The sequence below is a fragment of the Rhodovulum bhavnagarense genome (genome assembly GCF_004343505.1).
In the GTDB taxonomy this organism is placed as follows: Bacteria; Pseudomonadota; Alphaproteobacteria; order Rhodobacterales; family Rhodobacteraceae; genus Rhodovulum; species Rhodovulum bhavnagarense.
In genome coordinates this window covers 30,870-54,435 of record NZ_SLXU01000001.1, presented here as the reverse complement: position 1 = coordinate 54,435, position 23,566 = coordinate 30,870, and the positions used below count along the sequence as shown (strand labels likewise).

The 23,566-nt window shown below is 64.8% G+C and carries 22 protein-coding genes; 13 read left to right on the top strand and 9 right to left on the bottom strand.

All coding sequences use genetic code 11. The annotated features are described in order from the left end of the window. Window positions 1-107 precede the first annotated feature (107 nt). The 8 genes from cydD (at window position 108) to EV663_RS00245 (ending at window position 9,450) form a co-directional block, all read left to right on the top strand. On the top strand, window positions 108-1,814 hold the full coding sequence (gene cydD, locus EV663_RS00280; protein WP_243697832.1) for a thiol reductant ABC exporter subunit CydD: 1,707 nt from the start codon (window positions 108-110) through the stop codon (window positions 1,812-1,814). Next, window positions 1,811-3,472 (top strand): amino acid ABC transporter ATP-binding/permease protein, encoded by a 1,662-nt coding sequence (locus EV663_RS00275; protein ID WP_132949773.1) that lies wholly within the window; start codon window positions 1,811-1,813, stop codon window positions 3,470-3,472. The genes cydD and EV663_RS00275 overlap by 4 nt, the downstream gene beginning before the upstream one ends. Window positions 3,473-3,603: 131 nt before the next feature. Then, the gene (locus EV663_RS00270; protein ID WP_132949772.1) at window positions 3,604-5,202 is read left to right on the top strand and encodes a cytochrome ubiquinol oxidase subunit I; all 1,599 of its coding nucleotides are present in this window, start codon (window positions 3,604-3,606) and stop codon (window positions 5,200-5,202) included. A 5-nt stretch (window positions 5,203-5,207) separates the two neighbouring features. Continuing rightward, window positions 5,208-6,359, top strand: coding sequence for a cytochrome d ubiquinol oxidase subunit II (gene cydB / locus EV663_RS00265; RefSeq protein ID WP_132949771.1), 1,152 nt, complete (start codon window positions 5,208-5,210; stop codon window positions 6,357-6,359). 15 nt (window positions 6,360-6,374) lie between these two features. Beyond that, window positions 6,375-6,500, top strand: coding sequence for a cytochrome bd-I oxidase subunit CydX (gene cydX / locus EV663_RS00260; protein WP_132949770.1), 126 nt, complete (start codon window positions 6,375-6,377; stop codon window positions 6,498-6,500). Between the two features lie 215 nt (window positions 6,501-6,715). After that, window positions 6,716-8,035, top strand: coding sequence for an NAD(P)/FAD-dependent oxidoreductase (locus tag EV663_RS00255; protein WP_132949769.1), 1,320 nt, complete (start codon window positions 6,716-6,718; stop codon window positions 8,033-8,035). A gap of 23 nt (window positions 8,036-8,058) precedes the next feature. Then, window positions 8,059-8,415, top strand: a complete 357-nt coding sequence (locus EV663_RS00250; RefSeq protein WP_132949768.1) for a DUF5368 domain-containing protein — start codon at window positions 8,059-8,061, stop codon at window positions 8,413-8,415. Between the two features lie 24 nt (window positions 8,416-8,439). Continuing rightward, window positions 8,440-9,450 (top strand): SLAC1 anion channel family protein, encoded by a 1,011-nt coding sequence (locus EV663_RS00245; RefSeq protein WP_132949767.1) that lies wholly within the window; start codon window positions 8,440-8,442, stop codon window positions 9,448-9,450. A gap of 117 nt (window positions 9,451-9,567) precedes the next feature. Here EV663_RS00245 and EV663_RS00240 read toward each other — a convergent pair whose 3' ends face one another. Beyond that, the gene (locus EV663_RS00240) at window positions 9,568-10,386 is read right to left on the bottom strand and encodes a sulfotransferase family protein (RefSeq protein ID WP_132949766.1); all 819 of its coding nucleotides are present in this window, start codon (window positions 10,384-10,386) and stop codon (window positions 9,568-9,570) included. Between the two features lie 134 nt (window positions 10,387-10,520). Here EV663_RS00240 and EV663_RS00235 point away from each other — a divergent pair, with 134 nt between their 5' ends. Continuing rightward, window positions 10,521-12,098 carry a DUF5928 domain-containing protein gene (locus tag EV663_RS00235; RefSeq protein ID WP_132949765.1) on the top strand — a complete coding sequence of 526 codons (1,578 nt, stop codon included), beginning with the start codon at window positions 10,521-10,523 and terminating at the stop codon, window positions 12,096-12,098. Between the two features lie 8 nt (window positions 12,099-12,106). Further along, window positions 12,107-12,490, top strand: coding sequence for an HIT domain-containing protein (locus tag EV663_RS00230; protein ID WP_132949764.1), 384 nt, complete (start codon window positions 12,107-12,109; stop codon window positions 12,488-12,490). Window positions 12,491-12,496: 6 nt separating this feature from the next. On the opposite strand, the gene EV663_RS00225 is transcribed toward EV663_RS00230, so the two are convergent. The 3 genes from EV663_RS00225 to EV663_RS00215 are packed head-to-tail and all read right to left on the bottom strand — an operon-like array spanning window position 12,497 to window position 14,527. Then, the gene (locus tag EV663_RS00225; protein WP_132949763.1) at window positions 12,497-13,282 is read right to left on the bottom strand and encodes an iron chelate uptake ABC transporter family permease subunit; all 786 of its coding nucleotides are present in this window, start codon (window positions 13,280-13,282) and stop codon (window positions 12,497-12,499) included. Then, a complete protein-coding gene (locus EV663_RS00220) occupies window positions 13,272-14,042 on the bottom strand; it encodes a metal ABC transporter ATP-binding protein (RefSeq protein WP_132949762.1) in 771 nt (256 codons plus the stop codon). Before EV663_RS00220 ends, EV663_RS00225 begins: the two co-directional genes overlap by 11 nt. Continuing rightward, the gene (locus EV663_RS00215) at window positions 14,039-14,527 is read right to left on the bottom strand and encodes a Fur family transcriptional regulator (RefSeq protein WP_132949761.1); all 489 of its coding nucleotides are present in this window, start codon (window positions 14,525-14,527) and stop codon (window positions 14,039-14,041) included. Before EV663_RS00215 ends, EV663_RS00220 begins: the two co-directional genes overlap by 4 nt. 77 nt (window positions 14,528-14,604) lie before the next feature. Here EV663_RS00215 and EV663_RS00210 point away from each other — a divergent pair, with 77 nt between their 5' ends. Continuing rightward, on the top strand, window positions 14,605-15,597 hold the full coding sequence (locus tag EV663_RS00210) for a zinc ABC transporter substrate-binding protein (protein ID WP_132949760.1): 993 nt from the start codon (window positions 14,605-14,607) through the stop codon (window positions 15,595-15,597). After that, window positions 15,594-16,355 (top strand): 2-dehydro-3-deoxygalactonokinase, encoded by a 762-nt coding sequence (locus tag EV663_RS00205; protein WP_132949759.1) that lies wholly within the window; start codon window positions 15,594-15,596, stop codon window positions 16,353-16,355. Before EV663_RS00210 ends, EV663_RS00205 begins: the two co-directional genes overlap by 4 nt. A gap of 37 nt (window positions 16,356-16,392) precedes the next feature. On the opposite strand, the gene bhcA is transcribed toward EV663_RS00205, so the two are convergent. The 4 genes from bhcA to EV663_RS00185 form a co-directional block, all read right to left on the bottom strand. Then, window positions 16,393-17,556, bottom strand: coding sequence for an L-aspartate--glyoxylate aminotransferase BhcA (gene bhcA, locus EV663_RS00200; protein WP_132949758.1), 1,164 nt, complete (start codon window positions 17,554-17,556; stop codon window positions 16,393-16,395). A gap of 97 nt (window positions 17,557-17,653) precedes the next feature. Then, on the bottom strand, window positions 17,654-18,412 hold the full coding sequence (locus tag EV663_RS00195) for a lysophospholipid acyltransferase family protein (RefSeq protein ID WP_132949757.1): 759 nt from the start codon (window positions 18,410-18,412) through the stop codon (window positions 17,654-17,656). Then, entirely contained in the window at window positions 18,412-19,311 is a 900-nt protein-coding gene (locus EV663_RS00190; protein ID WP_132949756.1) for a cell division protein FtsX, read from the bottom strand. Before EV663_RS00190 ends, EV663_RS00195 begins: the two co-directional genes overlap by 1 nt. Continuing rightward, window positions 19,308-19,985 carry a cell division ATP-binding protein FtsE gene (locus EV663_RS00185; protein ID WP_132949755.1) on the bottom strand — a complete coding sequence of 226 codons (678 nt, stop codon included), beginning with the start codon at window positions 19,983-19,985 and terminating at the stop codon, window positions 19,308-19,310. The genes EV663_RS00190 and EV663_RS00185 overlap by 4 nt, the downstream gene beginning before the upstream one ends. Before the next feature lie 161 nt (window positions 19,986-20,146). On the opposite strand from EV663_RS00185, the gene EV663_RS00180 reads away from it, so the two are divergent. Further along, complete coding sequence (locus EV663_RS00180; protein ID WP_132949754.1) at window positions 20,147-20,935, top strand: zinc-ribbon domain-containing protein; 789 nt, start codon at window positions 20,147-20,149, stop codon at window positions 20,933-20,935. A gap of 12 nt (window positions 20,936-20,947) precedes the next feature. On the opposite strand, the gene EV663_RS00175 is transcribed toward EV663_RS00180, so the two are convergent. Then, entirely contained in the window at window positions 20,948-23,551 is a 2,604-nt protein-coding gene (locus EV663_RS00175) for a TIGR02302 family protein (protein ID WP_132949753.1), read from the bottom strand. Window positions 23,552-23,566: the final 15 nt, after the last annotated feature.

Sequence of the window (23,566 nt, the reverse complement as noted above, 5' to 3'; positions counted from 1 at the left end):
TTTATCTCACATACGGGTTCAAACCAGCATAGAGCCTGTTAAAGATCACGCAAGCCCCGCGCTTTGCGCGCCGGCGACAGAGCGAACGTGAAGAGATTGGTCAGAATTTGAGCCGGAAACGCGCCAAGAAAGACGACCCGGCCGCGCGGCGGCTGGAACAGATGATGGCGCCGGTGCGGCGCAAACTGGAACGGGCGGGCGCGATGGCCGCCGCAGCCTCGCTTTTGTGGCTGGTGCAGGCGGGCGCTGTGGCGCTGGCCATCGGACACATGCTTGAACCGGAAGGGACGTGGGGGCATCCGGGCCTTTATGCCCTTGTATTCATAGCCGTGGGCATCTTGCGCGCCGTGCTGAACGACAGGTCGGGCGCCATGGCATTTCGCGCCGCCGACACGATCCTGGCCGCCGAACGGGCGCGGCTGATCGGGCGCGAATCCCGACGTGCCACCGACGACCCCGCCCGCCCGCCCGCGGCGCGGACCGCCACGTTGGCCGCCGAAAAACTTGCGGCCCTGACACCGTTCCTGACACGCTATGCCCCGGCAAAACGGTGCGCCAACGTGGTGCCCCTGGTCTTTCTGGCGGTGACGTTCTGGTATTCCTGGGCGGTGGGGGTGATCCTATTGGTGGCCGGGCCGCTCATTCCCGTGTTCATGGCGCTGGTGGGCATCGCGGCCAAGCAGGCTAGCGAACGACAGATGGAAGAATTGTCGAACATGAACGTGCTGCTGCTGGAGCGGCTGACCGCGCTTGTCGATATCCGTCTGCTGGATGCCTCCGATCGTACCGTGGGCGGATTTCGCAATGCCGCCGACCGGCTGCGAGCCAGCACGATGGAGGTGCTTCGAGTCGCTTTCCTGTCCTCGACGGTGCTGGAATTGTTCGCTGCCCTCGGCGTGGCCATGGTCGCGGTCTATGTCGGCTTTTCCTTGCTGGGCGAGTTGGGCTTCGGCGCCTGGGCCACGCCGCTGACAGTGTCCCAGGGCATATTCCTGTTGCTCATCGCGCCTGATTATTTCCAGCCCCTGCGCGACCTGGCCGCCGCCTGGCACGACAAGGCCGACGCCACCGCGGTTGCGCGCGAACTGGCGGACCTGGAAGCGCAGGAGGAAACCGCGTTCCTGGGGACCGGGGCCACCGCTGCCCCGATCGTGACCCGTTCATCGCTGACGGTGCGCGGTCTTGCCTATCTGCCACCGGGCGGGCGGCTGATCCGGTTTCCCGATTTCGAGCTTGCACCGGGCGACACGCTGGCGATTACCGGCCCCAGCGGGATCGGTAAGTCCTCGCTTTTGCGCCTGGTTGCAGGCATCGCGGTGCCGAGCGAGGGCGAAATCAGGCTGGGCGACACCGTTCTGGACAGCGGCACCGCCGATGCCTGGCGCGCGCGGCTGGGCTGGCTGCCGCAACAACCCCGTTTCCTGACCGGGAGCTTGCGTCACAACCTGACGCTGGCGGTACGTCCGGGCCGGTCGCTGCCGCTGGATGACGCGCTCCGGCTTTCGGCGGCGGACGGGGTGGTGGCCACCCTGCCGCGTGGTCTGAACACGCGCTTGGGCGAAACAGGCATGGGCGTTTCCGGCGGGGAGGCGCGAAGGCTGGTGGTGGCGCGCGCCGCCCATGCCCATCCCGCCCTTTTGCTGGCCGACGAGCCCACTGCCGATCTCGACGAGGAAACCGCGGCCCAGGTGACCGAAGGGCTGTTGAGCCTCGTGGCGAGCGGATCGTCGTTGATCGTAGCAACCCACGACCCGGTTCTGGCCGCGCGCATGAACCGTCAGATCGCCCTGGAGCGGACGGAGGATGCGGCATGAAGGATATCCTGCTGGTCCTGCGGCTGATCTGGCGCAAGCAGCGAACGTCATTGATCAGGGGCACGGCGCTGGCGGTCGCGGTGGTCGCAATGGGTGTGGCCCTGTTGGGGTTGTCAGGCTGGTTCATCACCGCCGCCGGTGCGGCGGGGCTGGCCGGCATCGGTATCGCGTTCAACGTCTTTCAGCCCTCGGCGGCGGTGCGTCTGCTTGCGCTGGGACGGACGGCGGCGCGCTATGGCGAACGCCTGTTGACCCATGACGCCACGCTGAAAAGCCTCACCGACATCCGCGTCAGCCTGTTGCGCGGGGTGCTGGCCCTGCCCTTCCAGACCTTGTCGCGGCTGCGCGGAGCCGAAACGATGAACCGGCTGGTGGCCGATGTCGATGCACTGGACGGAATCGCGCTGCGCCTGTTCATCCCGGCGGTTTCGGCGGTCGTGGTCTATCTCGGCACCTTCGCGATCCTCGCATGGCTGACAAGCCCGGTCCTGGCGGGATGGATCGTTCTGAGTTTCACCCTCGGCGTGGGCGCCGTCCTGGTCTGGACCGCACGTCACGCAATGGCCCCGTCGCGCCGGGCCGAAAAGGCATTGCAAGCCTTTCGCATCCGCATCATCGACCTGCTGCGCGCGCGCGACGACCTGGTCGTCTATGGCCGCCTGCCCGACCAGGCCGCCGCCGTGACCACCGCCGAAACCCGGATGCGCGAGAATCTCGATGCCACGGACCGGCTTGAACGGCGCGCGGGCCTGATGCTGGCGTTGACCACGACACTATCGGCGGGCACGGCGCTGTGGCTGGGCGGCGCGTTGGTCGCGCGTGGCACGATCACGCCGGCGCAGGCGGCGCTGGGCTTTTTCGCGACGCTTGCGCTTGCTGAAACCGTGCAACCGCTGCGCCGTGGCCTGGCAGACCTCGGCCGGATGCTGGATGCCGCGCGCCGGGTGCGGCGCCTCTTGCCCCGCGATGGCGAAACCGTCCCTGCCCCCGCGCTCGCGCGCGCGCCCGTCCCGCCGGGTCGGCCTGCATTGGAAATGACCGGGATCGCCTATCGTCATCCCGGTGCCGAACGCACGGTCATCCGAGACTTTTCCCTCAGCCTGGCACCGGGGGAAACCGTCGCGCTGGCAGGCGCGTCGGGAAGGGGCAAAAGCACCGTTCTGGCGCTGGCGGCTGGCCTGATCCAGCCCGAAAAGGGACAGATACTTCTGGCCGGCCAGCCATTGACGAACCTGACGGAAACCGGTCTGAGGGCCGAAATGACCTATCTGCCGCAGCGCAGCATGCTGCTCGGCCAAAGCTTTTTCGACATGCTGGCGCTGGCCGATCCCGAGATAGACGAGAACCGCGCGCTGGCCGTTCTCGAGGCCGTTGCCATGTCGCGCACGGTTGCGGGCCGCGGAGGGCTTCATGCGCGACTGAGCGAAAACGGCGCCGGGCTTTCGGGGGGCGAACAGCGTCGCCTTGCGGTGGCCCGTGCGCTGGTGCGCCGGCCGCGTGTCCTGCTGCTGGACGAACCGACCGAGGGGCTGGACCGGCCCACCGCGCTGCGCGTCTTGCGCGGGATTCGCGAAATCCTGCCTCGTGCCGCGATCCTGACCGCGTCTCACCGCAAGGCTGAACAGGAATGGGCTGATCGCCTGATTCGCATGTCATAAATATGTATTCGGGACATGCAATATTGATGCAGGTCAAAGTCTGCACGCAAAAGTATACCTAGAACGGATCTAACATGCGCATTTTGTCGCATGTGAAGGGAAAAAGGTATCGGCCTTAGGAGGTCCGTCCAATGGAACTCGACGTAGTCGAGCTGTCACGGCTGCAATTCGCCATGACAGCGATGTATCACTTCCTCTTCGTGCCGCTCACGCTTGGCCTGTCGGTCATCGTGGCGATCATGGAGACGGTCTACGTGATGACCAACCGCCCGATCTGGCGCCAGATGACGAAATTCTGGGCCACGCTCTTTGGCATCAACTTCGTGCTGGGGGTCGCAACGGGTATCACCATGGAATTCCAGTTCGGCATGAACTGGAGTTACTACAGCCACTATGTCGGGGACATTTTCGGTGCGCCCCTGGCCATCGAGGGCCTTATGGCGTTCTTCCTTGAGGCGACATTTGTTGGCCTCATGTTCTTTGGCTGGGACAAGATGTCGAAGGTCAGTCACGCAGTCGTGACCTGGCTGGTCGCCATCGGCTCCAACTTCTCGGCGCTGTGGATCCTGATCGCCAATGGCTGGATGCAGAACCCGGTAGGTGCGGAATTCAACCCGGTGACGATGCGGATGGAAATGACTTCGTTCTTCGATGTCATGTTCAACCATGTCGCGCAGGCGAAATTCGTCCACACCGTGTCGGCGGGCTATGTCACCGCGTCGATGTTCGTCCTGGGCGTGTCGGCCTGGTACATGCTCAAGGGGCGCCACACCGAACTGGCCCGCCGGTCGATGGCGGTCGCGGCCAGCTTTGGCTTGGCCTCGGCGCTGTCGGTCGTGGTGCTAGGCGATGAATCCGGCTATTCGGCCACGCATTCGCAGCAGATGAAACTGGCCGCGATCGAGGGCATGTGGGAAACCGAAGAGGCGCCCGCGCATTTCAACCTGGTCGGCATGCCGAACATGGAAGAGCGTGAGACGAAATACGCCATCAAGATCCCTATTGCGATGGGCCTGATCGGCACCCGGTCCCTGACAGAGGAAATGCCTGGCATCAACGACCTTGTGATCGAGGCCGAGGGCCGCATCGAGAACGGGGTCATTGCGTATGATGCGCTGATGGATATCCGCGCCGCAAAGGGCAACGCGACCGACGAACAGATCGCGCGGTTCGAAGAGCATGGCGGCGATCTTGGCTATGCCTTCCTACTGAAACGCTATGTCGAGGACCCGCGCGAGGCGACGGCCGAACAGATCGCAATGGCGGCCGAGGATACCATTCCGGGCGTGCCGCAACTGTTCTGGGCGTTCCGCATCATGGTGGCGCTGGGCTTTGCCTTTATCGGCGTGATGGTGTTCTTTTTCATCCGGGCGAATTTCTACCGGATGACCTTCCCGCGCTGGTCGCTTTGGGCTGCCGTCATCGCCATTCCGACGCCGTGGATCGCCGCCGAAATGGGCTGGTTCGTGGCCGAGTTCGGCCGTCAACCCTGGACGGTGGACGGCGTTCTGCCCACCGCGCTGTCGGTCAGCAATCTGAGCGTTGCACAGGTCGGCCTGACACTGGCGGGGTTCGTCACCTTCTACTCGATCCTGTTCGTCATCGAGATGGGGTTGATGATCAAATACATCCGCAAGGGCCCCTTCATGGATGTCGCGGAGACCGACGCATGGACCCAGCGGCATGAAGACCGGCTGTCCGGCCGCACCACCACCCAACCTGCGGAGTAAGATCTATGATCCTGCATGAATTGATGGATTTCGAAGTCCTGAGGGTGATCTGGTGGCTGCTGCTGGGCGTGCTGCTGATCGGGTTTGCCCTGACTGACGGCTTCGATCTTGGCGTGGGCGCGCTTCTGCCCTTCGTCGCGAAAACCGATGTCGAACGCCGCGTGGCGATCAACACCGTCGGCCCTGTCTGGGAAGGCAACCAGGTCTGGTTCATCCTGGGTGGCGGCGCGATCTTTGCGGCCTGGCCGCCGCTTTACGCGGTCAGCTTCTCGGGGTTCTACCTTGCGATGTTCCTGATCCTTGCGGCGCTGATCCTGCGGCCCGTGGGCTTCAAGTACCGCTCCAAGCGCGAGTCCGAGACCTGGCGCTCGGCCTGGGACTGGGCGCTGTTCGTCGGTGGTTTCGTTCCCGCGCTGATTTTCGGCGTGGCGGTGGGCAATGTCCTGCAAGGTGTGCCTTTCTACCTGACCGAGGACATGATGCCGATGTACGAGGGGGGATTGCTGGGGCTGCTGAATCCCTATGCCTTGCTGGCCGGTCTGGTATCGGTGGCGATGCTGGTGATGCATGGCGCGGCGTGGCTGGTTCTAAAAACCGAGGGCATCGTGGCCCACCGTGCCCGCATCTTTGGGACCTACGCGGCGCTGGCGACCATTGCTCTTTATGCATTGGCGGGCCTGTGGCTCGCCGCCGGGATCGATGCCTATGCCTTTACCGGCGAGGTTGCCCCTGGCGGGCCTTCGAACCCGCTGTTGAGCGAGGTCGAGAAGGGCGGTTCATGGATGGCGGCCTATGGCGCCCGACCCTGGATCGCGATCGCCCCGATCATGGGCATCGCGGGTGCGGCGCTGGCCTTCCTGGCATTTCGCGCCGGGAAAGAGGGCTGGACAATGCTGGCCTCGAAAATGTCGATCACCGGCATCATCGCCAGCGTGGGCCTGACCATGTTCCCCTTCATCCTGCCATCCAGCATCGAGCCGAACTCGTCGCTGACGGTCTGGGACAGCTCGTCCTCGCACCTGACGCTGTTCGTGATGCTGGTCTCGGCAGTGATTTTCGTGCCGATCATCCTCGCCTACACCGCCTGGGTCTACAAGGTGCTGTGGGGTAAGGTGACGGCCGAGGACGTGATCGACAATTCCGACAGCGTTTACTGAGAAAGGACAAGGCAGATGTGGTATTTCGCCTGGATTCTCGGCCTTCCGCTCGCCGCGCTGTTTGCCGTGGTGAACGCCATGTGGCTTGAGCTGCATTCCGACAGTGAAGTCATGGATAACGGCAAGACCGGCCGATCCTGACCAGCACCCCAGGGCGGGCCCCGCGCAAGGGCCCGCCCTTCCCGACGCGCCCCGGCCATCGCTGCCCCGCGCGCCTGGCCCGACCCGCAAGGCCCCGGGCGCATTTAAGAAAAATACCTCCCCCCAAATATGAATCTTTGACACAGCTCTCTGGGCAGAGGTATACAAGGGCATACACATGCACGAATTCGAATGCATACCGGAGGAGACCCCTGATGAATGACCTCGACCACCTCACCGCTTCGCGCCGGGCCTTTCTGGGCATGGCCGCGGGCGGCTTGGCGCTGGCGGGCGCCGCCGGCCCCGCGCGTGCCGAAAAGGTCAAGACCACGGCCAGCATTGTGATCCTGGGCGCGGGCGCGGCAGGCACCGCCATGGCCAACCGCCTGGTCGAGCGTCTGGACGGCGCCAAGATCACCATCATCGACGCGCGCAAACGTCACCTCTATCAGCCTGGGTTCACCCTGGTTGCCGCGGGTCTGAAACCGGCCGACTACTCGGTGTCGCGCACCGGCGACTGGCTCCCCCGCCAGGTAGAATGGATCGAGGAAGGCGCCGCAGAGATCGACCCCGAGGGACAAAAGGTCGTCACCACCGGCGGCAAGACCGTCGCCTATGACTTTCTCATCCTCGCCACCGGCCTGAAACTGGACTGGAACGCGGTCGAGGGGTTCGACATGAACATGGTCGGCACCGGTGGTATCGGCGCGGTCTATGCAGGCCCCGAACAGGCCGCGGCAACCTGGGGCGCGATGAACCGCTTTACCGACGAGGGCGGCAAGGCCGTCTTTTTCAGACCCGCAACGGAAATGAAATGCGCCGGCGCCCCGCTGAAATACACTTTCCTGACCGATGACTATGCCCGCCGCAAAGGCAGCCGCGGCCGGGTGCAGATCGACTACCACGCCCATTCCGGCGCCCTGTTCTCGGTGCCGATCGTGAACGAAAAGGTGCGGATGCTGTTCGACGACCGCGGCGTGAACATGCATTACAAGCACGTGATGAAGTCCATTGATCCGGGCCGCAAAATCATCACCTTCTCGACCCCCGAGGGCGATCACGAGACCGATTACGACTTTACCAACGTGATCCCGCCGATGGTGGCGCCCGACGTGATCCGCAATTCCCCACTGCCCTGGCAGGACGGCAAGTGGGTCAACGAGGGCTGGGCCGAGGTCGATCCTGAAACCCTGCGCCATGCCCGCTATCGCAATGTCTTTGCGATCGGCGACATTGCCGGGGTTCCCAAGGGCAAGACGGCCGCCTCGGTCAAGTGGCAGGTTCCGGTCGCCGAGGATCACCTGGTCGCCGACATCCAGGGCAGGCTCAGCCCCGAGATCTATAACGGCTATACTTCTTGCCCGCTGATCACCCGCGTGGGCCGGGCGATGCTGGTCGAGTTCGACTACAAGAACAACCTCACCCCGTCCTTCCCAGGCGTGATCGCGCCGCTCGAAGAGCTGTGGATTTCGTGGCTGATGAAGGAAGTGGCGCTGAAAGCGACCTATAACGCGATGCTGCGCGGCAAGGCGTAAGCCCGCTCAAGGAGGAGCAAGACATGAAAGAACTCACTCTCGAAACTTTGATCGCTGTTTTCCAAGAGATTTTCGGCGCTGCGCTGTTCTGGACGATGGTGGTCGTGGCGCTAATGATTACTTTAGCATTTATCTTTGTTTTGATTCGGGACCGCAGTGTCGAGGCGCGCTACCTGGCGCGCGCGGAACTTTCGGCACCGATCGGGGCAATCGCCGCGATCCTGTTCGTGCAGTACATGACGAATTCGGGCTTTTCCGACCTGGGGGGACCGATCGATATCATCGTGCTGATGCTGACCGGGATTGCGGGGGCGGGTGGCCTTACCTTCCTGGCCTACGTGGTCCAGGCATTCATGAGGCAGCCCGAAAAGGACCGCTAGTGACCTCAAGGAGTCTCAGAAGAGATGACCGCATCTGCTGACCACCACGCAAGCGCAGGCGGCGAAAGCCGCCTCGCCCATTACCCGATCACCTTTTTCGCAACCGTAATGGGTATGGGCGGGCTTACACTTGCCCTGCATGCCGCGGAAACGGCCTTCTGGCCCACCCTTCCAGGCCAGCCCCATACCCATCCGCTGTTTTCGAATTATGCCTTCTATTTGTCGGCGATGCTGTTGGCGGTCGTCGCGCTGGGCTACCTGCTGAAGGTGCTGTTCCACTTCAAGATGGCCGCCTGGGAATGGCACCATCCCGTGCGCCTCGCCTTCTTTCCGACGATCTCGATCTCGCTATTGTTGATGTCGATCATCACGCTGAACCAGTATCCGCCTGCCGCGGAACCGCTGTGGATCGTGGGAACGGTCTTGCAGGGGCTTTTGTCACTGCTGGTCATTTCCGACTGGATCGGGCATCGCGATTTCAAGCCGGGCCACCTGAACGCGGCATGGTTCATCCCGCCGGTCGGCAACATACTGGTGCCGATTACGGGGGCGCAACTGGGCTATACGGACATTTCCTGGCTGTTCTTCTCGGGCGGGCTGTTGTTCTGGGTGGTGCTGCTGGCACTTGTGATGAACCGGCTGACCTTTCACGATCCGCTGCCCGGCCGGTTGCAGCCCACCCTGGTCATCCTGATCGCGCCCCCTGCGATCGGTTTCATCGCCTGGATGAAGATCAACGGCCAGTTGGACAATTTCGCGATGTTCCTGATCAACGCGGCCTATGTGTTTGCCCTGATCGTGGCAACGCAACTGCCCAAGATCCTGAAACTGCCCTTCGCGCTGTCGTTCTGGGCGCTTTCCTTTCCGCTGGCCGCACTGACCATCGCCACCTTCATCTATGCAGGTCAGAGCGGGTCTTTGGCTCATAAATACCTGGGCGCGGGACTTCTGGGCCTGCTGGTCGTGATCATCGCGATCCTGCTGGGACGTACCGCAATCGCCATCGCCCGCCACGAAATCTGCCAGCCGGAATAAGAGAGGCAGCAACAACACATGATCGGGCGGTGCCGAGGGCGCCGCCCTTTTTCATACCGGTTGTCAAAGGCGTCAAATGGCAAATACCTGTGACCACTCGCACCGCCAGCGCGCCCCTCAGTCACCCAGCTTGGCATGCACCTCGTCAAGATCGACCTCGCCGAGGGGCATCTTGTTGCCTGGGTTCTCGAAATCGTATTTGAACAGTTCAAAGTCCCGTTTGTAGATCTCGTAGACCAGGTGCATCGAAAGGTCGTCGAAATAGTCCTCGACCGGATGCGCGCGCTGCGGGCCATGGCCGGCGGATTCGTTGAAACGCGGAATATTCTCAAGCCTGACCGGATGCGGCGTTTCGACGGCATTCAGAACGGCCTGCATCCCCTCGTTGAATTTCTCGGTGAAAAAGATGTTGTCATAACGTCCGCCATTCACGATGAAGGTCGAGATATGGCCCGACATGGCCGACCAGTGAATGTCAGGTTCCATCGGGCGGCGCCAGCGGATCGTATCCCGCGCGAACAGCAGGAACCGGCGAAAGCTCGCGATCTGGTCGAACTCCTGCTTGCCGTCATCGCCCCCGACCTCGATCCCGTATTTCTGGATCAACAGCGGAACCAGCTTGCCGCGATACCGGTTTCCGTTTCGCTGGATGCCGCAAATCTTGTCAAAGAACGAGGACAGGATGCGCGTATAGGGGTTGCGAACGCAGGTAAATGCATAGGCCGAATGCCCGCGCACAACGCGCTCGATCGGGGCGTGGCTGTCCTCGATCGCCCATTTGTGCATGCCGCCGGTCGCATCGTGAATGTCACCGTCGAAAAATTGCCCATGGTCCGAAAAATACATGATCTGCCCTATCGTCGAGCAGGCGCATTTGGGCACGACACGATAGACCATGCTTTCGCTGGTCGTCATCCAGGTGCCGGGAAAGCTCATTCACCCCTCCATTCGCCCAACATGCTTGCGCACCCTTCGGTGACATCTACAAAGCAAACCTATAAGCTTTTATCAACGGTGCTGGTCGATATCCGTCATCGCCGAACCCCTTCGCCGCAGGAACGGGCAGTCAAGTGTCGAAGATCGCCTACATTCTTTTGTGCCACAAGGACCCCGATGCAATCATCCGGCAGGCCGAACGCCTGACGGCCAAGGGCGACCTGATGGCGATCCATTTCGATGCCCGCGCGCCCCGCGAGGCCTATGAGACGATCCGTGCAGCGCTTGCCGACAATCCCTCTGTAACCTTTGCCCGCAAGCGGATAAAGTGCGGCTGGGGGGAATGGTCGCTGGTACAGGCCACGCTTCACGCGGTCGAGGCTGCACTGGAGGACTTTCCTCGCGCGACCCATTTCTACATGTTGTCGGGCGACTGCATGGCGATCAAGTCGGCCGAATACGCCCATGACTTCCTCGATGCCGAGGATGCCGATTATATCGAAAGCTTTGATTTCTTCGATTCGGACTGGATCAAGACCGGGCTCAAGGGCGATCGGCTGATCTATCGCCACATCTTCAACGAGCGAACGCATAAATGGCTGTTCTACAAAGCCTACGAGGTACAGAAGCGGCTGGGACTGACCCGTCGGATTCCCGAGGATCTGCAAGTCATGATCGGCAGCCAATGGTGGTGCCTGCGTCGGCGCACGGTCGAACAGGTGCTGGAATTCTGCCGCGCACGCCCTGATGTGGTGCGCTTTTTCCGCACCACGTGGATCCCGGACGAGACCTTCTTTCAGACCTTGGTGCGCCATCTCGTGCCCGGCGACCAGATCCGCACCCGCACGCTGACCTTCCTGATGTTTTCCGATTACGGCATGCCGGTGACATTCTACAACGACCACTATGACCTGCTATTGAGCCAGAATTACCTTTTCGCCCGGAAGATCTCGCCTGAGGCGCATGAACTGAAACGGCGGCTGGGCGCACTCTATGCCTCGGAGAATGTCGATTTCCAGATCTCGGACGAGGGACGAAGCCTGTTCAAGTTCCTCACCGGGCGCGGCCGGATCGGCCAGCGTTTTGCCCCGCGCTTCTGGGAAACCGAATCCAGCCTGGGTCGGGAACGCGAGTTGATGATCATCACCTGCAAGAAGTGGCACGTCGCCAAGCGCCTGCTGGAACGGATCCGCCAAAAGACAAACCTGCCCGCGGTCGAATACCTCTTCAACGAAGAGCATACCGCCTTGCCCGACCTCGGCGGCATCCAGTCAACGCTGGAAAAGCGCACGCGCCACCGCCGCGCACTGATGCGGATGCTGTTCGATTATCACGACACCGACCGGCTGATCATCTGCCTCGATACCGGCGCGCTGGACCTGATGCAGGATTTCTACTCCGACCGGTCACGCACCCGGATGCTGGAAATCCAGTGCCAGTTCTCGGATGAATACCTGATCGGCCACGCCCACCGCGTGGGCCTTGCCGGAGAACGCACCCCGCCCGAGGTTCTGGACCGGCTGCTGCCGACGATCCGCAACGATGTCATCTTCGAAAGCGACCGCATCCGCGATGCCGGCTTTACGCATCTCTACCGCATTCGCGAAACCGACAACCCCGAACAGAACGCCCTCCCGCTGGCCGAGTTCCTGTCGATTTCAAGCGAAACGGCGCACGAGATCGCACAGACCCCCTATCTTTTCCACGACTGAGGAACCCCATGCCCTACGCCTATGACGATCAGAACATCTTTGCCAGGATCCTGCGCGGCGAGATCCCGAACGACACCGTTCTGGAGACCACGCATTCGCTGGCCTTCAACGACATTGCCCCCCAGGCCCCGGTGCATGTTCTGGTGATCCCCAAGGGCCCTTACGTCTGTTACGATCATTTCGTCCTTGAGGCGAGCGAGGCCGAGATCGTGGATTTCCACCGCGCCATCGGCCAGGTCTGCCAACTGACGGGCGTGCAGCCCGGCGAGGGCGGCGACGGCTTCCGCGTGATTTCGAATGCCGGGCAGAACGGCGTGCAAGAGGTCCCGCACCTGCACATGCATATCCTGGGCGGTCGTAACCTGGGCCGCATGTTGCGCGCGGCCGACTAGCGCGGATCAGGCCCGCCGCGGCAGCGCGAGGCTGGCCGCGAACAGCATGCTCGCGGCCACCACGATCGAGGGGCCCGCGGGCGTGTCGAATTCAAGCGACCCCCAAAGCCCGCCAAGGGCCGAAAGCGCGCCGATCGCAACGGTGACCAGGGCCATCCCTTCGGGCGAACGCGCCAGCGGACGCGCGGCCGCCGCCGGCACGATCAGCAACGCAACGATCAACAACGCGCCAACCACCTGCAAGGCCACCGCCACCACCAACGCCAGCGCGACCGTCAGCACGAGCCGCTCTCGCGCGGGATCAAGGCCCGAGGCTTTCGCCAACTCTTCGCTGACCGTGGCCGTCAAAAGCGCATTCCACCGCCACAGAACCAGCCCAACCACCGCCAGCGCACCGAGCCAGATCACCGCCAGTTCGTCGCGACCGACCGCCAGGATGTCGCCGAACAAGTAGGCCGACAGGTCCACCCGCACCCCGTGCAGGAAGGATACGGCCACAAGACCAAACGCCAAGGCCGCGTGCGCCAGCACCCCAAGCGCGGTATCCATCGCCATGCCGCGCCCCGACAATTGGGTCACCGCCAGCGCCATCACCAGCGCAGTTGCCAGCGTGCCGGCGAAAACCGATATCTCGAACCCCAATGCAAGCGCCACACCCAGGATCGCGGCGTGGGCCGTCGCCTCGCCGAAATAGGCCATTCGTCGCCATACCACGAAGGCGCCCAAGGGCCCCGCGGCCAGTGCCACCGCCAACCCCGCCAGAGCCGCGCGGACAAGGAAATCATCCAGCATCGGCCGGCTCCTTTGCGGGTTCGTCACGCCGTTCGTGGTTGCAGCGATCATGGGCGTGGTCGTGTCTGTGTTGATACAGCGCCATGGTCCCGTGCGTACCCAACCCGAAGAGCGCCCGGTATTCCGGCGCCGCGGTCACCACATGCGGCTGACCCTGGCAACAGACGTGACCGTTAAGGCAGATCACGCGGTCCGACGCGCTCATCACGACGTGCAGATCGTGGCTGACCATCAGGATCGCCGCGCCGGTTTCACGCCGGACCTGTTCGATCAGCTCGTAAAAGGCGGCGGTGCCGGGCTGGTCCAGCCCCTGGGTTGCCTCGTCGAGGATCAGCAGGTGAGGATCGGCCAGCAAGGCGCGCGCCAGTAAAACGCGCTGGAACTGTCCACCCGACAGCGCGGTCAGTTGGCGTCGTTCCAGCCCCGCAACGCCGACCCGCATCAGCATTTGCGCGATTTCCGACGCGCCGCGCCGCTCTGGAAGGGACAGGAACCGTTTCACCGTCAACGGCATCCGTTCGTCGACCGCAAGTTTCTGGGGGACATAGCCCACCCTCAGCCCCGGCCGACGAATGACCTGCCCTGCCGCGGGCCGCACCACGCCCAAAAGCGCCCGCACCAGCGAGGATTTGCCCGACCCGTTCGGTCCGACCACGGTCACGATCTCGCCCGGCTCGATCTCGAAATCTACTTTCTCCAGCGCATTCACCGCGCCATAGCGCACGCCCAGCCCGCGCGTCGCGATCAAAACCTGGCTCATGCTGCGCTGTCCCGGCAGGCAGGGCACAGGCCGACCGCCTCGATATTCATCCGTTCGATATCGAAACCCACGCTGGCGGCCGCAGCTTGCAGCGCCTCTGCCACCGCAACGCCGGGCGCCTCGGCCAAGGCATGGCATTCGGCACAGATGAGAAAGGCTGGCATATGTTCTTCGCCCGGATGCAGGCAGGCGGCAAAGGCGTTCAGCCGCCGGATACGATGCGCCAGCCCGTGTTCTACCAGGAAATCCAGCGCGCGGTAGGCCACGGGGGGCTGGCGGGCAAAGCCCTCTTCGGCCAGGCGGTCAAGAACGTCGTAGGCCCCAAGCGCCTTGTGCGCCTCAAGCAGGATCTCCAGCGTCCGCCGACGCACCGGCGTCAGGCGCAACCCCTGGGCGCGGGCCACGGCCTCGGCCTGCGCCAGCGCGGTTTCCCGGCATGTGGCATGATCATGGCTGGCAAAGGCAAGTGTCGCGTCGGGTTCCATGTTTGCCCCTTGACTTGTTACGATATAACATATTCATTCTCGACGTCTTGATGCAACCCCTTTCGACGGAGACCCCGATGAAGCCCTTGCGCCCCCTACTGCCACTGGCTCTCATGGCCGCACCGGCCCTGGCCGAGCCGCCCGCCGTGATGACCGACATTCCACCGGTACATGCGCTGGCCGCTTCGGTGATGGGGGATCTGGCAGCGCCCGATATCCTTTTGGACAAAGGCTCTGACCCGCATCACTTTCAACTTCGGCCCTCGCAGGCCAATGCGCTGTCCGAGGCCGATCTCGTGTTCTGGGTTGGCCCGCGCCTGACGCCATGGCTTGCCCGCGCGATCGAGGGTGTGGGGCTTTCGGGCGAAGCGATCGCCCTGGTCGACCTGCCCGAAACCTATCGCCGCGCCTTTGGCGAGACGCACACGAACGAAGGCGAAGACCACACCCACACCCACACGGAGGACGGGCACGAAGGGGAAGATCACGGGCACGATTCCCACGCGGAGGACGCGCAGGCCGACGGCGGCCACGACCACGCCCATTCGGGCCTCGATCCCCATGCCTGGCTCGACCCCGACAACGCACGTACATGGACAAAGGCCATCGCCGACCGGCTGATCGCCGCCGACCCGGAAAATGCCCAGACCTACAGGACCAATGCCGAGGCAACGCTTGCCGCCATTGATGCGGCCGAGGCCGAAACGCGCGCCTTGCTCGCGCCTGTGGGCGACACCCCGATCATGGTGTTTCACGATGCCTATGGCTATTTCGCCGCCCATTTCGGCGTGACTGTCGCAGGCAGCATCGCGCTGGGCGATGCCGCCAGCCCCGGTGCCGCACGACTTTCCCAATTGCGCACGCGGTTGCAGGACGACGGCGTCGCCTGCATCTTTCCCGAGGCCCAGCACGACCCCGCCCTTGTCGCGGCCATCGTCGAGGGTACGGCAACGCGCGTGGGCGACACACTCGACCCCTCGGGCAGCACGCTTGATTATGGTCCCGACCTTTACCGCACACTACTGACCCGGTTGGGTCGGAACATCGCAACCTGTGTAGGGCAGCAATGACCCGCATATGCTGGATCGGCGCCTACCCCGCGCAGAGCGGGCTGCATCTTTGGGCATTCGACGAGGATGACACGATCCTGCGCGAAGGGCGCGCCGAGGGGCTGGACGCGGCCGCGATCGACGCTTTCGCCGGGGGCGCCCTGCCGGTGATCGCGGCCGGCCTCGGGGTTTGTCCCCGACCGGTGCCCTGTGCGCCGCTCGATGCGGTGCCGGCGTTGGACCTGTTCGGCGAGCATCCTCGCCTCGCCGCGATCGCGCCGCTGTCGCAGTCATCGCCGGGCGCACGCACCGCGGGCGAGGAAACCGCAATCGCCGGCTTTCTGCGCCTGAACAGCGGGTTTGACGGGGTGCTTTGCCTGCCTGGCCCGGTACAGACCCTCTGGGCCCATATCAGCGCCGCAGAGGTCGTCAGCCTTCAACCCTTCGCCACCCCGCGCCTTGCCGCGGCGCTGGGGGCGGATGGGCCGATGACCGATTTCGACGCGGCCGTGGCCGATACGCTATCGCGCCCCGAGCGGCTGGCCGCTTACCTTGCCGACCCTGCACGGGGCTGTACCTGGGGGCACCTGATCGGCGCGGAACTGGCAGCCGCGCGGCCCTGGTGGCTGGGCCAGCAGCTCGCGGTGATCGGGACCGGGCCGATGGCGGGCCATTACGCGGACGCCCTTGCCGGCCAGGGCCTGTCTCCGGTCATGGCCGATGGCCAGGCGATGATTCTGAAAGGGCTGGCCGAGGCCCGGCGGCGCGCGGGTCTCTGAGGCCCGCGAACCGGTAGGCCGGAAATGAACTGCCGACTCAGCCGGCGCGGCTTTCGCGATACCAGCCCTGCGCTGCGGCCACGCCACTGCCCGGAACGATCTCGATACCGATATCGGCCATGGCCATTTCCGCCGTGGCCAGACCGGCCAGCGCCATAACGTCGGTCATCATGCCGAGATGACCGATGCGGAACACCTTGCCCGCGACCGCGCCCAGCCCGGCACCGAAGGCCACGCCATAGGCACGCGCCGCATGGGCCACCAGCGCGTTGCCATCCACGCCTTCGGGGACCACGATCGCGGTCACCGTGTCGGAATACAAGTCGGGCGATTGTGCGCAAGGGGCCAGGCCCCAGGCGGCCACCGCCCGGCGCACACCTTCGGCGATGCGGTGGTGGCGGGCTGCAACGGCCGGCATGCCCTCGCCCAACAGCAGATCCGTCGACGCGGCCAGACCATTGATCAACGCCACGGGCGGCGTATAGGGATAGATACCCGAGAGCATGTCGCGAATATCGAAGAAACAGCGCGCCAACCCGGCGTTCTGGATCGTGGCCAGCGCCTTGGCGCTCAGCCCAACGATCGCCAGGCCGGGCGGCAGCATGAAACCTTTCTGCGACCCTGCAACGGCCACGTCCACACCCCATTCGGACATACGAAACGGGATCGAGGCGATGGAACTGACCCCGTCGACCATCAACAATGCCGGGTGCCCGGCCGCGTCAAGCGCCGCCCGCACCGCGCCAACATCCGAGGTGACGCCGGTGGCCGTTTCGTTATGGGTGACCAACACAGCCTTGATCGCGTGCCCCGTATCGGCGGCCAGCGCCTGCGCAAATGCCTCGACCGGCACACCCGCCCCCCAGGGCGCCTCGATCACCTGAACGTCCAGCCCATGGCGCTGGCACAGGTCGATCCATTTCTGCGAGAACATGCCGTGGCGCGCGGCAAGCACCCTGTCACCGGGCGACAGGGTATTGGTTACCGCGGCCTCCCAGCCGCCCGTTCCGGTGGCCGGGAACAGCACCACCTCGCCCCCCTCGCCAAGGTTCAGCACCTTCGCCACCCCCGAGCGCGCCCGATCGTAAAGCGGGGCAAAGGCGGCCGAGCGATGGTCCATCGTGGGGATGTCGCAGGCCTTGCGGATCACCTCGGGGATATTGGTCGGGCCGGGGATGAAGACGGGGTTCTGATCGGACATGGGAACTGCGCTCCTGGGGACTCGGGTCGCCAAGGGATAGCGTGGCCGCCACCCCCTGCGCAATGATTTTGGTAAGAAAATATATCCGGTTTCGCCGCTATCGCGACACCTGCCCCGCGCGGGCGGCCGGCGCATCGAACCCGGCCTCGCCCATCAACCTGTCCGACGCGGCCTCTATCGTGGCCTCAAGCTCTGCCATGAAGGCATCGACTGGTTTGCCCGCCGGGATCACCGGCAGGAACTCGACCACCGCCAGCCCCGGCCTGCGGTAAATGCCCGTGCGGGGCCAAAACACACCGACATTGGTGGCGGCGGGCACGCAATCATGCCCGAACTGGTCATAAAGAACCCCGGTCCCGATCTTGTAGGGCCGGCTTGCCCCCGGCGCAACGCGCGTTCCCTGGGGATAGATGATCAATTGGCCCGGCGCCTGCCGCCCCTGGGCCACGCCCTCTACCATCTGCCGGATCGCCTGACCGCGCTTGCCCCGGTCAACCGGCACACAGCCGATGCGCATCGCGTACCAGCCAAGGATAGGCGCCCATTTCAACGACTTCTTCATGATGAATCTCGGCCGTGGCGTGACACTGACCAACATGATGATATCAAAGAACGACTGGTGCTTGGAGGCGATCAGCACCTCGCTCGCGGGCGGTGTTCCCCGGATTTCCGAGCGCAAGCCGATCATCCACCGCGCGCTCCAGCGCACCCAGTGGCAATAGGCATGGATCGCGTGAAATGCCCACTTGCGCGACATCATCGCCGGAAGCGTGAACAACACGGCGAAAACAGGCATCGCCAGGTACATCTGCCCCACAAAGGCCAGCGAGCGCAGATATTGCAGCGCGTAACGCATCACGTCACCCCCTTGAGAACCCGGAACGCCGCAAAGCGCGTCGCCCAGAACGCCACGAAGGCGGCCAGCGGCGGCAATGCAAGCGGCCAAAGCCAGTCCCAACCCCGAAATCCCAGCCCGCTCAGGAACCCGTCATCCCCCTCGCCCGGCAAGAAGGCCACCGCCAGCATCGCCAGCGCCGTGCCGATCGCCGCACCTTCCAGCGCGCGGCGCGTAAAGCGGCGCACGAAGGCGCGCGCGATGAAACTGTCGCGCGCGCCGATCAGGCGAAGCACCTCGATCACCTGGGCATTCGCGGCCAGCGCGGAATTGGCCGCCAGCGTGATCATCGCCGCCATTGCCGCCCCGATCAGGCCGATCGACAACCACCCAAGACCGCGCAACCGGTCGGCCGCGCGCACCAGCGGGCGACGCCAGCGGGTGTGATCGTCCAGGACCGCTCCCGGTGCCTCGCCCGCCAGACGCAGGCGCAGCGCCTCGGCGTCCACCCCTTCTGCGGTTTCGGTCAGTTCCACCATGCGCGGCAATGGCAACGTCTCAACAGGAAGATCCGGCCCGAACCACGGTTCAAGAAGCGCGCGCTGTTCGTCCAGGGACATGGGACGGGCCGAGGCCACGCCGGGGGTGGTGCGCAGAACCTCAAGAACCGCGATGGTCTGTGCCTCCATCTGGCCCTCGGGGGCCGAAATGCGCACCGTCGCGGTGCGTGCCAGCGCCTGCGACCATCGCTCGGCCAGGTGACCGGCCGAAAAGGACAGCGCCATCGCGAAGACCGCGAGGAACGCCATGGCACCAGAGGTGAACTGTGTCAGCCGCGCGGTAAAGCCCGAGGGCGGTACGACCTGCCCCGCGCGCGGGTCGCCCCGCAGCAATCGCACGATGCGGCGCGCCCCGTTCACAGGTCGGCCCCGGCGAGGTGCAACTGGCGGTCCTTTATACGCAACACCCGCGCCGCGACCAGGGGCTTGGCGGAACGGATCAGGTGCAGGTCATGGGTGGCGATCAGGATCGTCTTTCCCATCCGGTTCAGTTCGATGAGTAATTGCAGGATGCGAAGGGACATGTCCCAATCCACGTTACCCGTCGGTTCATCGGCAAGGATGACATCGGGGGCCATGATCACCGCACGTGCCAGCGCGGCACGCTGACGTTCGCCGCCCGACAACTCGGGCGGCAGGGCACCGGCACGGGCGCGCAGGCCGACCCAGTTCAAAAGCTCGTCGATGTTATCCCTCTCCGAGACCGGGTCGAGTCCCGCGGCCAGCAGCGGCAGCGCGATGTTGTCAATCAGCGGCAAATGGTCGAGAAACCGGCAATCCTGATGCACGACCCCGATACGGCGCCGGGTGCGCGCAACCTGATCGCGATCCATCCTGCGCAGGTCGCCCCCGAACAACCGCACCCCGCCCGCGCTGGGCAAAAGCTCGGCATAGCAGATTTTCAGAAACGTGGTCTTGCCAGCCCCGGACGGGCCGGTGAGGAAATGAAAGGCGCCCGGCGCCAGCGTCAGCGACACGTTCGACAGAAGATCGCCGTCGCCATAGCTGTGGGACACGTTGTCCAGCTCGATCACGCCACGCTCCGCCTTTGTGCCGGCTCTTGTAATGCCCGAGCCCCGCACCGGTTTCAATCGCATGCGTCCTCAAAGTCTTTGAATTCTGCCTCCGGGTGTTACAACATGGCGCGCAAAACAGGCCGCGGCACGGCCAGGTGGAGGATCGGGCGAGGAACGTGATGCGACTGACCTGTCCAAACTGTGACGCCCAGTACGAGGTGGATGACGCGGTCATCCCCCCCGAGGGGCGCGACGTGCAATGTTCCAATTGCGGCCAGACCTGGTTCGAACAGCCCGGCGGCGCACTCGACGACGCGGGGCCGGCCGACCCTCTTGAGGCCGCCATGGCAGCCGCAAAGAGTTCCGATGACCCGCCCACCGAGGAAACTCTCGCCGCACACGAAAACCCAGCCCCCGCACCGCAACGGCGCGAGCTGGACCCCGCGCTGGCCGATATACTGCGACAGGAAGCAGAGCTGGAGCACCGCGCGCGCGCGGCCGCCGGCACCGCCGATCCGGTCGAAAGCCAGCCAGAGCTAGGCCTTGAACCCGCCGGCGCCGATCTTTCGCGGCAACAGGAACGGATCGCGCGCCTGCGCGGTGTCGCCCCCGAAGATGTCAAGGAACCCGCGGGCGCGCGGCGCGACCTGCTCCCGGATATAGAACAGATCAATTCGACCCTCGATCCGGCCACCGCTCGCAAGGCCGCCCCGCGCGCCGAAGAAGAACCGGAGGACATGGCCGCGAGGCGCGGATTTCGCCGCGGATTTGCAATCGTGGTGATGGTTGCGGCGATGCTGGTGGGGCTTTACGCCTTTGCGCCGTCGATCGGCGGCATCCACCCCGTTCTGGGCGAGGCAATGCAAGGCTATGTCGCCGCGGTCGACGCCTGGAGGATCTGGGCCAATACCGCGATACCCGGCGCGATGCAGGTGCTGACCGACAAGTTGAACGGCCTGGGCGGCTGATCCCTGATCGGGTCAGAACCGGTCGAGAAGGCGGCGCAGGTAATCAAGTTCGATCTCGGGACGGTCCTGTTCACCAGACCGGCGTCGGATCTCGTCCAGAAGGTCACCAGCCCGGCGATAGACGTCCTCGCCCTGCAACAACTGATCATCCGTGCCCAGCCGCCCGACATTGCCGCGCTCGCGGCCCAACGGGTCGCGGCGGTCGCCACCGCCATCGGCGCGGCCCATGTTCTGGCCCTGCTGGTTCTGTTGCTGCTGGTTCTGGGCCAGCGCCTCGCCCAGGTTGCGCAGCCCCTCGCGCAGGGCCTCCATCGCCTCGGCCTGGTCGTCCAGCGCGCCGGCCAGATCGTCCTCACGCAGCGATTCCTCGGCTTCGCCCATGGCGCGGCCGGCACGGTCCAGCGCCTCGCGCGCGGCCTCGCCCTCGGGGGAATTGCCAAGGCCGGGCAGACCCTGCTGCTGGCGCTCCAGCTCGCGGCGCAGGGCGCGCTGGCGATCGGCCAGTTCCTGGCCCAGATCGTCGGGGCGGCCGCCGGCGCCAGGCTGTTGACCGTCGCCCTGACCCTGTCCCTGACCGAATTGCTGGCCCTGTTGGCCCTGGCCCTGCTGACCCTGACCTTGCTGGCCCTGTTGTCCCTGCTGCCCTTGTTGGCCTTGTTGCCCCTGCTGTCCCGGATTGAACTGATCCTGCAGGCGCTGGAACGACTCGTCGCTCAGCCCCTGCTGGTCGCGCAGGGTTTCGGCCAGCCCTTCCATCGCCTGCTGGCCGGGGCTTTGCTGTCCGCCCTGGCCTTGGGTGACCTGCATGTTTTCCATCATCTGTTGCAGCATCTGTAAAAGCTGCTGCGCCTCGGCCATCCGACCTTCTTCCATCAATTGCTGCAACCGGTCCAGCATCTGTTGCAGCTGGTCGCCGGTGATCTCCTGCATGTCCTCCTGGTTCTGCGCCTGCTGCTGGCCGTCCTGTTGCTGCTGCTGGGCCAGCTGGCGCATGTAGTCCTGCATCGCCTCGCGCAATTCCTGCATCAGCTCGGCGATTTCTTCCTGGGTGGCCCCGTTGCGCATCGCCTCGGCCAGCCGTTCCTGGGCGCGGCGCAGCCGTTCGGCGGCATCCGACAGGTCGCCCTCCTCGATCAGCAGGGCGATGTCCCACAGCGCCTGCGCGATCTCCTTCTGCGTCTCGGCGGTCAGCCCATCCGCCACGCCCGCCTCCAGCCGGCGGATGGCGACGCGCAATTGCAGATAGGCGCCCTCGTCGCGGAACAGATCGCCCGGATCGGTGCTGATCGCGCGCAGGACCTGCGCCACACGGCGCCCGTTGTCGCGCGCCCACAGCAGGTCGCGGCGCTGTTCCACGATCGCCTTGGCCAGCGGATCGAAGAAACGCCGCCCCGGCAGGCGCATCTCTTCGGCAGCGCTCTGGCCGGTCTGGCCCTGCGCATCCTCGGCCTCCAGCACCAGCGTCACCGGCAGGCCCGCCCAGGGATGCTGCGACAGGTTTTCCACCAGGGTTTCGGAGAAATCGCGCCGGTCGCCGGTGATCGTCATCGGCAGGTCCAGCACCAGCGCCTCACGCGGGTCGGGCGCGGCGGCCAGACCGTGGTCGCGCGCAACCGCATCCAGATCCAGCCGGAAGGTCGCGCGCCCGCCAACCACGCCATAATCGTCGCGCGCGGCAAAGGGTTGGCCCATCTCGCCATTGGCCTCGACCCGCAGCGGACCGTCCAGCGCGATGCGGGGCGCGGTGTCGGGGATCAGGACCACCTGCCAGCTGCGCCCGCCGGGCCCGTCGATGGCCAACTCGCCGGGGCGCGTCACGTCAAAGCTTTGCGCCATCGCAACCGCACCCTCGGGCGGCGGCGCATCGGGATCGCGGGCCGACACGGTTTCGCGCAGATCCAGCACGCCGACCTCGCCATAAAGGCGCAGGGTCACCCGGCTGCCCTCGGGCACGGTCAGGGTCGGGCCGGTGATGTCGTTCAGATAGAGGGCCGGTTTGGCGGTGTAGGCGGGCGGTTCCACCCAGCCCTCCCATGATGGGCCCGTGGCAAGCGCAGCACCCGGGCCTGCCATCTGTCCAACCGTGGCCACGCGCCAGACCGAGCCAAAGACCAGCGCCACGACGAAAAAGGTAAGGGCAACATAGCGCAACGCATAAGGATCGCGCTCCGAAACACGCAGATCTGGCCCGACCGCGCGCGCGGCGCGGGCCCGGTCGGCCATGCGGGACAGATGCGCGCGCCAGACCGCCTGCGAGGCCGGATCGGCAGCCCCGATAACCTGTCGATCCGACAGCGCGGCAATGGGACGGCCGGGCAAGGTGCGGTCCAGCCGATCCCGCGCCTCGGCCCGCCCGGGCAAGCGAAAGACGCGCAGCCCATGGGCAAGCGCCCATAGCAACCCAAGGCCCGCAACAGCCAGAATGCCCCAACGCGCACCGGCCGATACCTGCTCGTGCAACCCCAGGAACGCCGCCGCGCACAGCCCCAGAACGATGCTCGCGAGCGGCCAGAAAGCTTGCGTCAGGCGCTCGGCCACCATGCCCGCCCGCGTCAGCCCAAGCGGCCATCGCAGCGCCTTCAGGGCGGCGTCGCGCGTCGGCGTGGTGTCGGTCATGCTCCCGTTCCCGTG

Coding starts and splice junctions, on each gene's coding strand:
- EV663_RS00275 (WP_132949773.1), top strand. CDS start 1,811: ATGAAGGATATCCTGCTGGTCCTGCGGCTGATCTGGCGCAAGCAGCGA.
- EV663_RS00270 (WP_132949772.1), top strand. CDS start 3,604: ATGGAACTCGACGTAGTCGAGCTGTCACGGCTGCAATTCGCCATGACA.
- cydB (WP_132949771.1), top strand. CDS start 5,208: ATGATCCTGCATGAATTGATGGATTTCGAAGTCCTGAGGGTGATCTGG.
- cydX (WP_132949770.1), top strand. CDS start 6,375: ATGTGGTATTTCGCCTGGATTCTCGGCCTTCCGCTCGCCGCGCTGTTT.
- EV663_RS00255 (WP_132949769.1), top strand. CDS start 6,716: ATGAATGACCTCGACCACCTCACCGCTTCGCGCCGGGCCTTTCTGGGC.
- EV663_RS00250 (WP_132949768.1), top strand. CDS start 8,059: ATGAAAGAACTCACTCTCGAAACTTTGATCGCTGTTTTCCAAGAGATT.
- EV663_RS00245 (WP_132949767.1), top strand. CDS start 8,440: ATGACCGCATCTGCTGACCACCACGCAAGCGCAGGCGGCGAAAGCCGC.
- EV663_RS00240 (WP_132949766.1), bottom strand. CDS start 10,386: ATGAGCTTTCCCGGCACCTGGATGACGACCAGCGAAAGCATGGTCTAT.
- EV663_RS00230 (WP_132949764.1), top strand. CDS start 12,107: ATGCCCTACGCCTATGACGATCAGAACATCTTTGCCAGGATCCTGCGC.
- EV663_RS00225 (WP_132949763.1), bottom strand. CDS start 13,282: ATGCTGGATGATTTCCTTGTCCGCGCGGCTCTGGCGGGGTTGGCGGTG.
- EV663_RS00220 (WP_132949762.1), bottom strand. CDS start 14,042: ATGAGCCAGGTTTTGATCGCGACGCGCGGGCTGGGCGTGCGCTATGGC.
- EV663_RS00215 (WP_132949761.1), bottom strand. CDS start 14,527: ATGGAACCCGACGCGACACTTGCCTTTGCCAGCCATGATCATGCCACA.
- EV663_RS00210 (WP_132949760.1), top strand. CDS start 14,605: ATGAAGCCCTTGCGCCCCCTACTGCCACTGGCTCTCATGGCCGCACCG.
- EV663_RS00205 (WP_132949759.1), top strand. CDS start 15,594: ATGACCCGCATATGCTGGATCGGCGCCTACCCCGCGCAGAGCGGGCTG.
- bhcA (WP_132949758.1), bottom strand. CDS start 17,556: ATGTCCGATCAGAACCCCGTCTTCATCCCCGGCCCGACCAATATCCCC.
- EV663_RS00195 (WP_132949757.1), bottom strand. CDS start 18,412: ATGCGTTACGCGCTGCAATATCTGCGCTCGCTGGCCTTTGTGGGGCAG.
- EV663_RS00180 (WP_132949754.1), top strand. CDS start 20,147: ATGCGACTGACCTGTCCAAACTGTGACGCCCAGTACGAGGTGGATGAC.
- EV663_RS00175 (WP_132949753.1), bottom strand. CDS start 23,551: ATGACCGACACCACGCCGACGCGCGACGCCGCCCTGAAGGCGCTGCGA.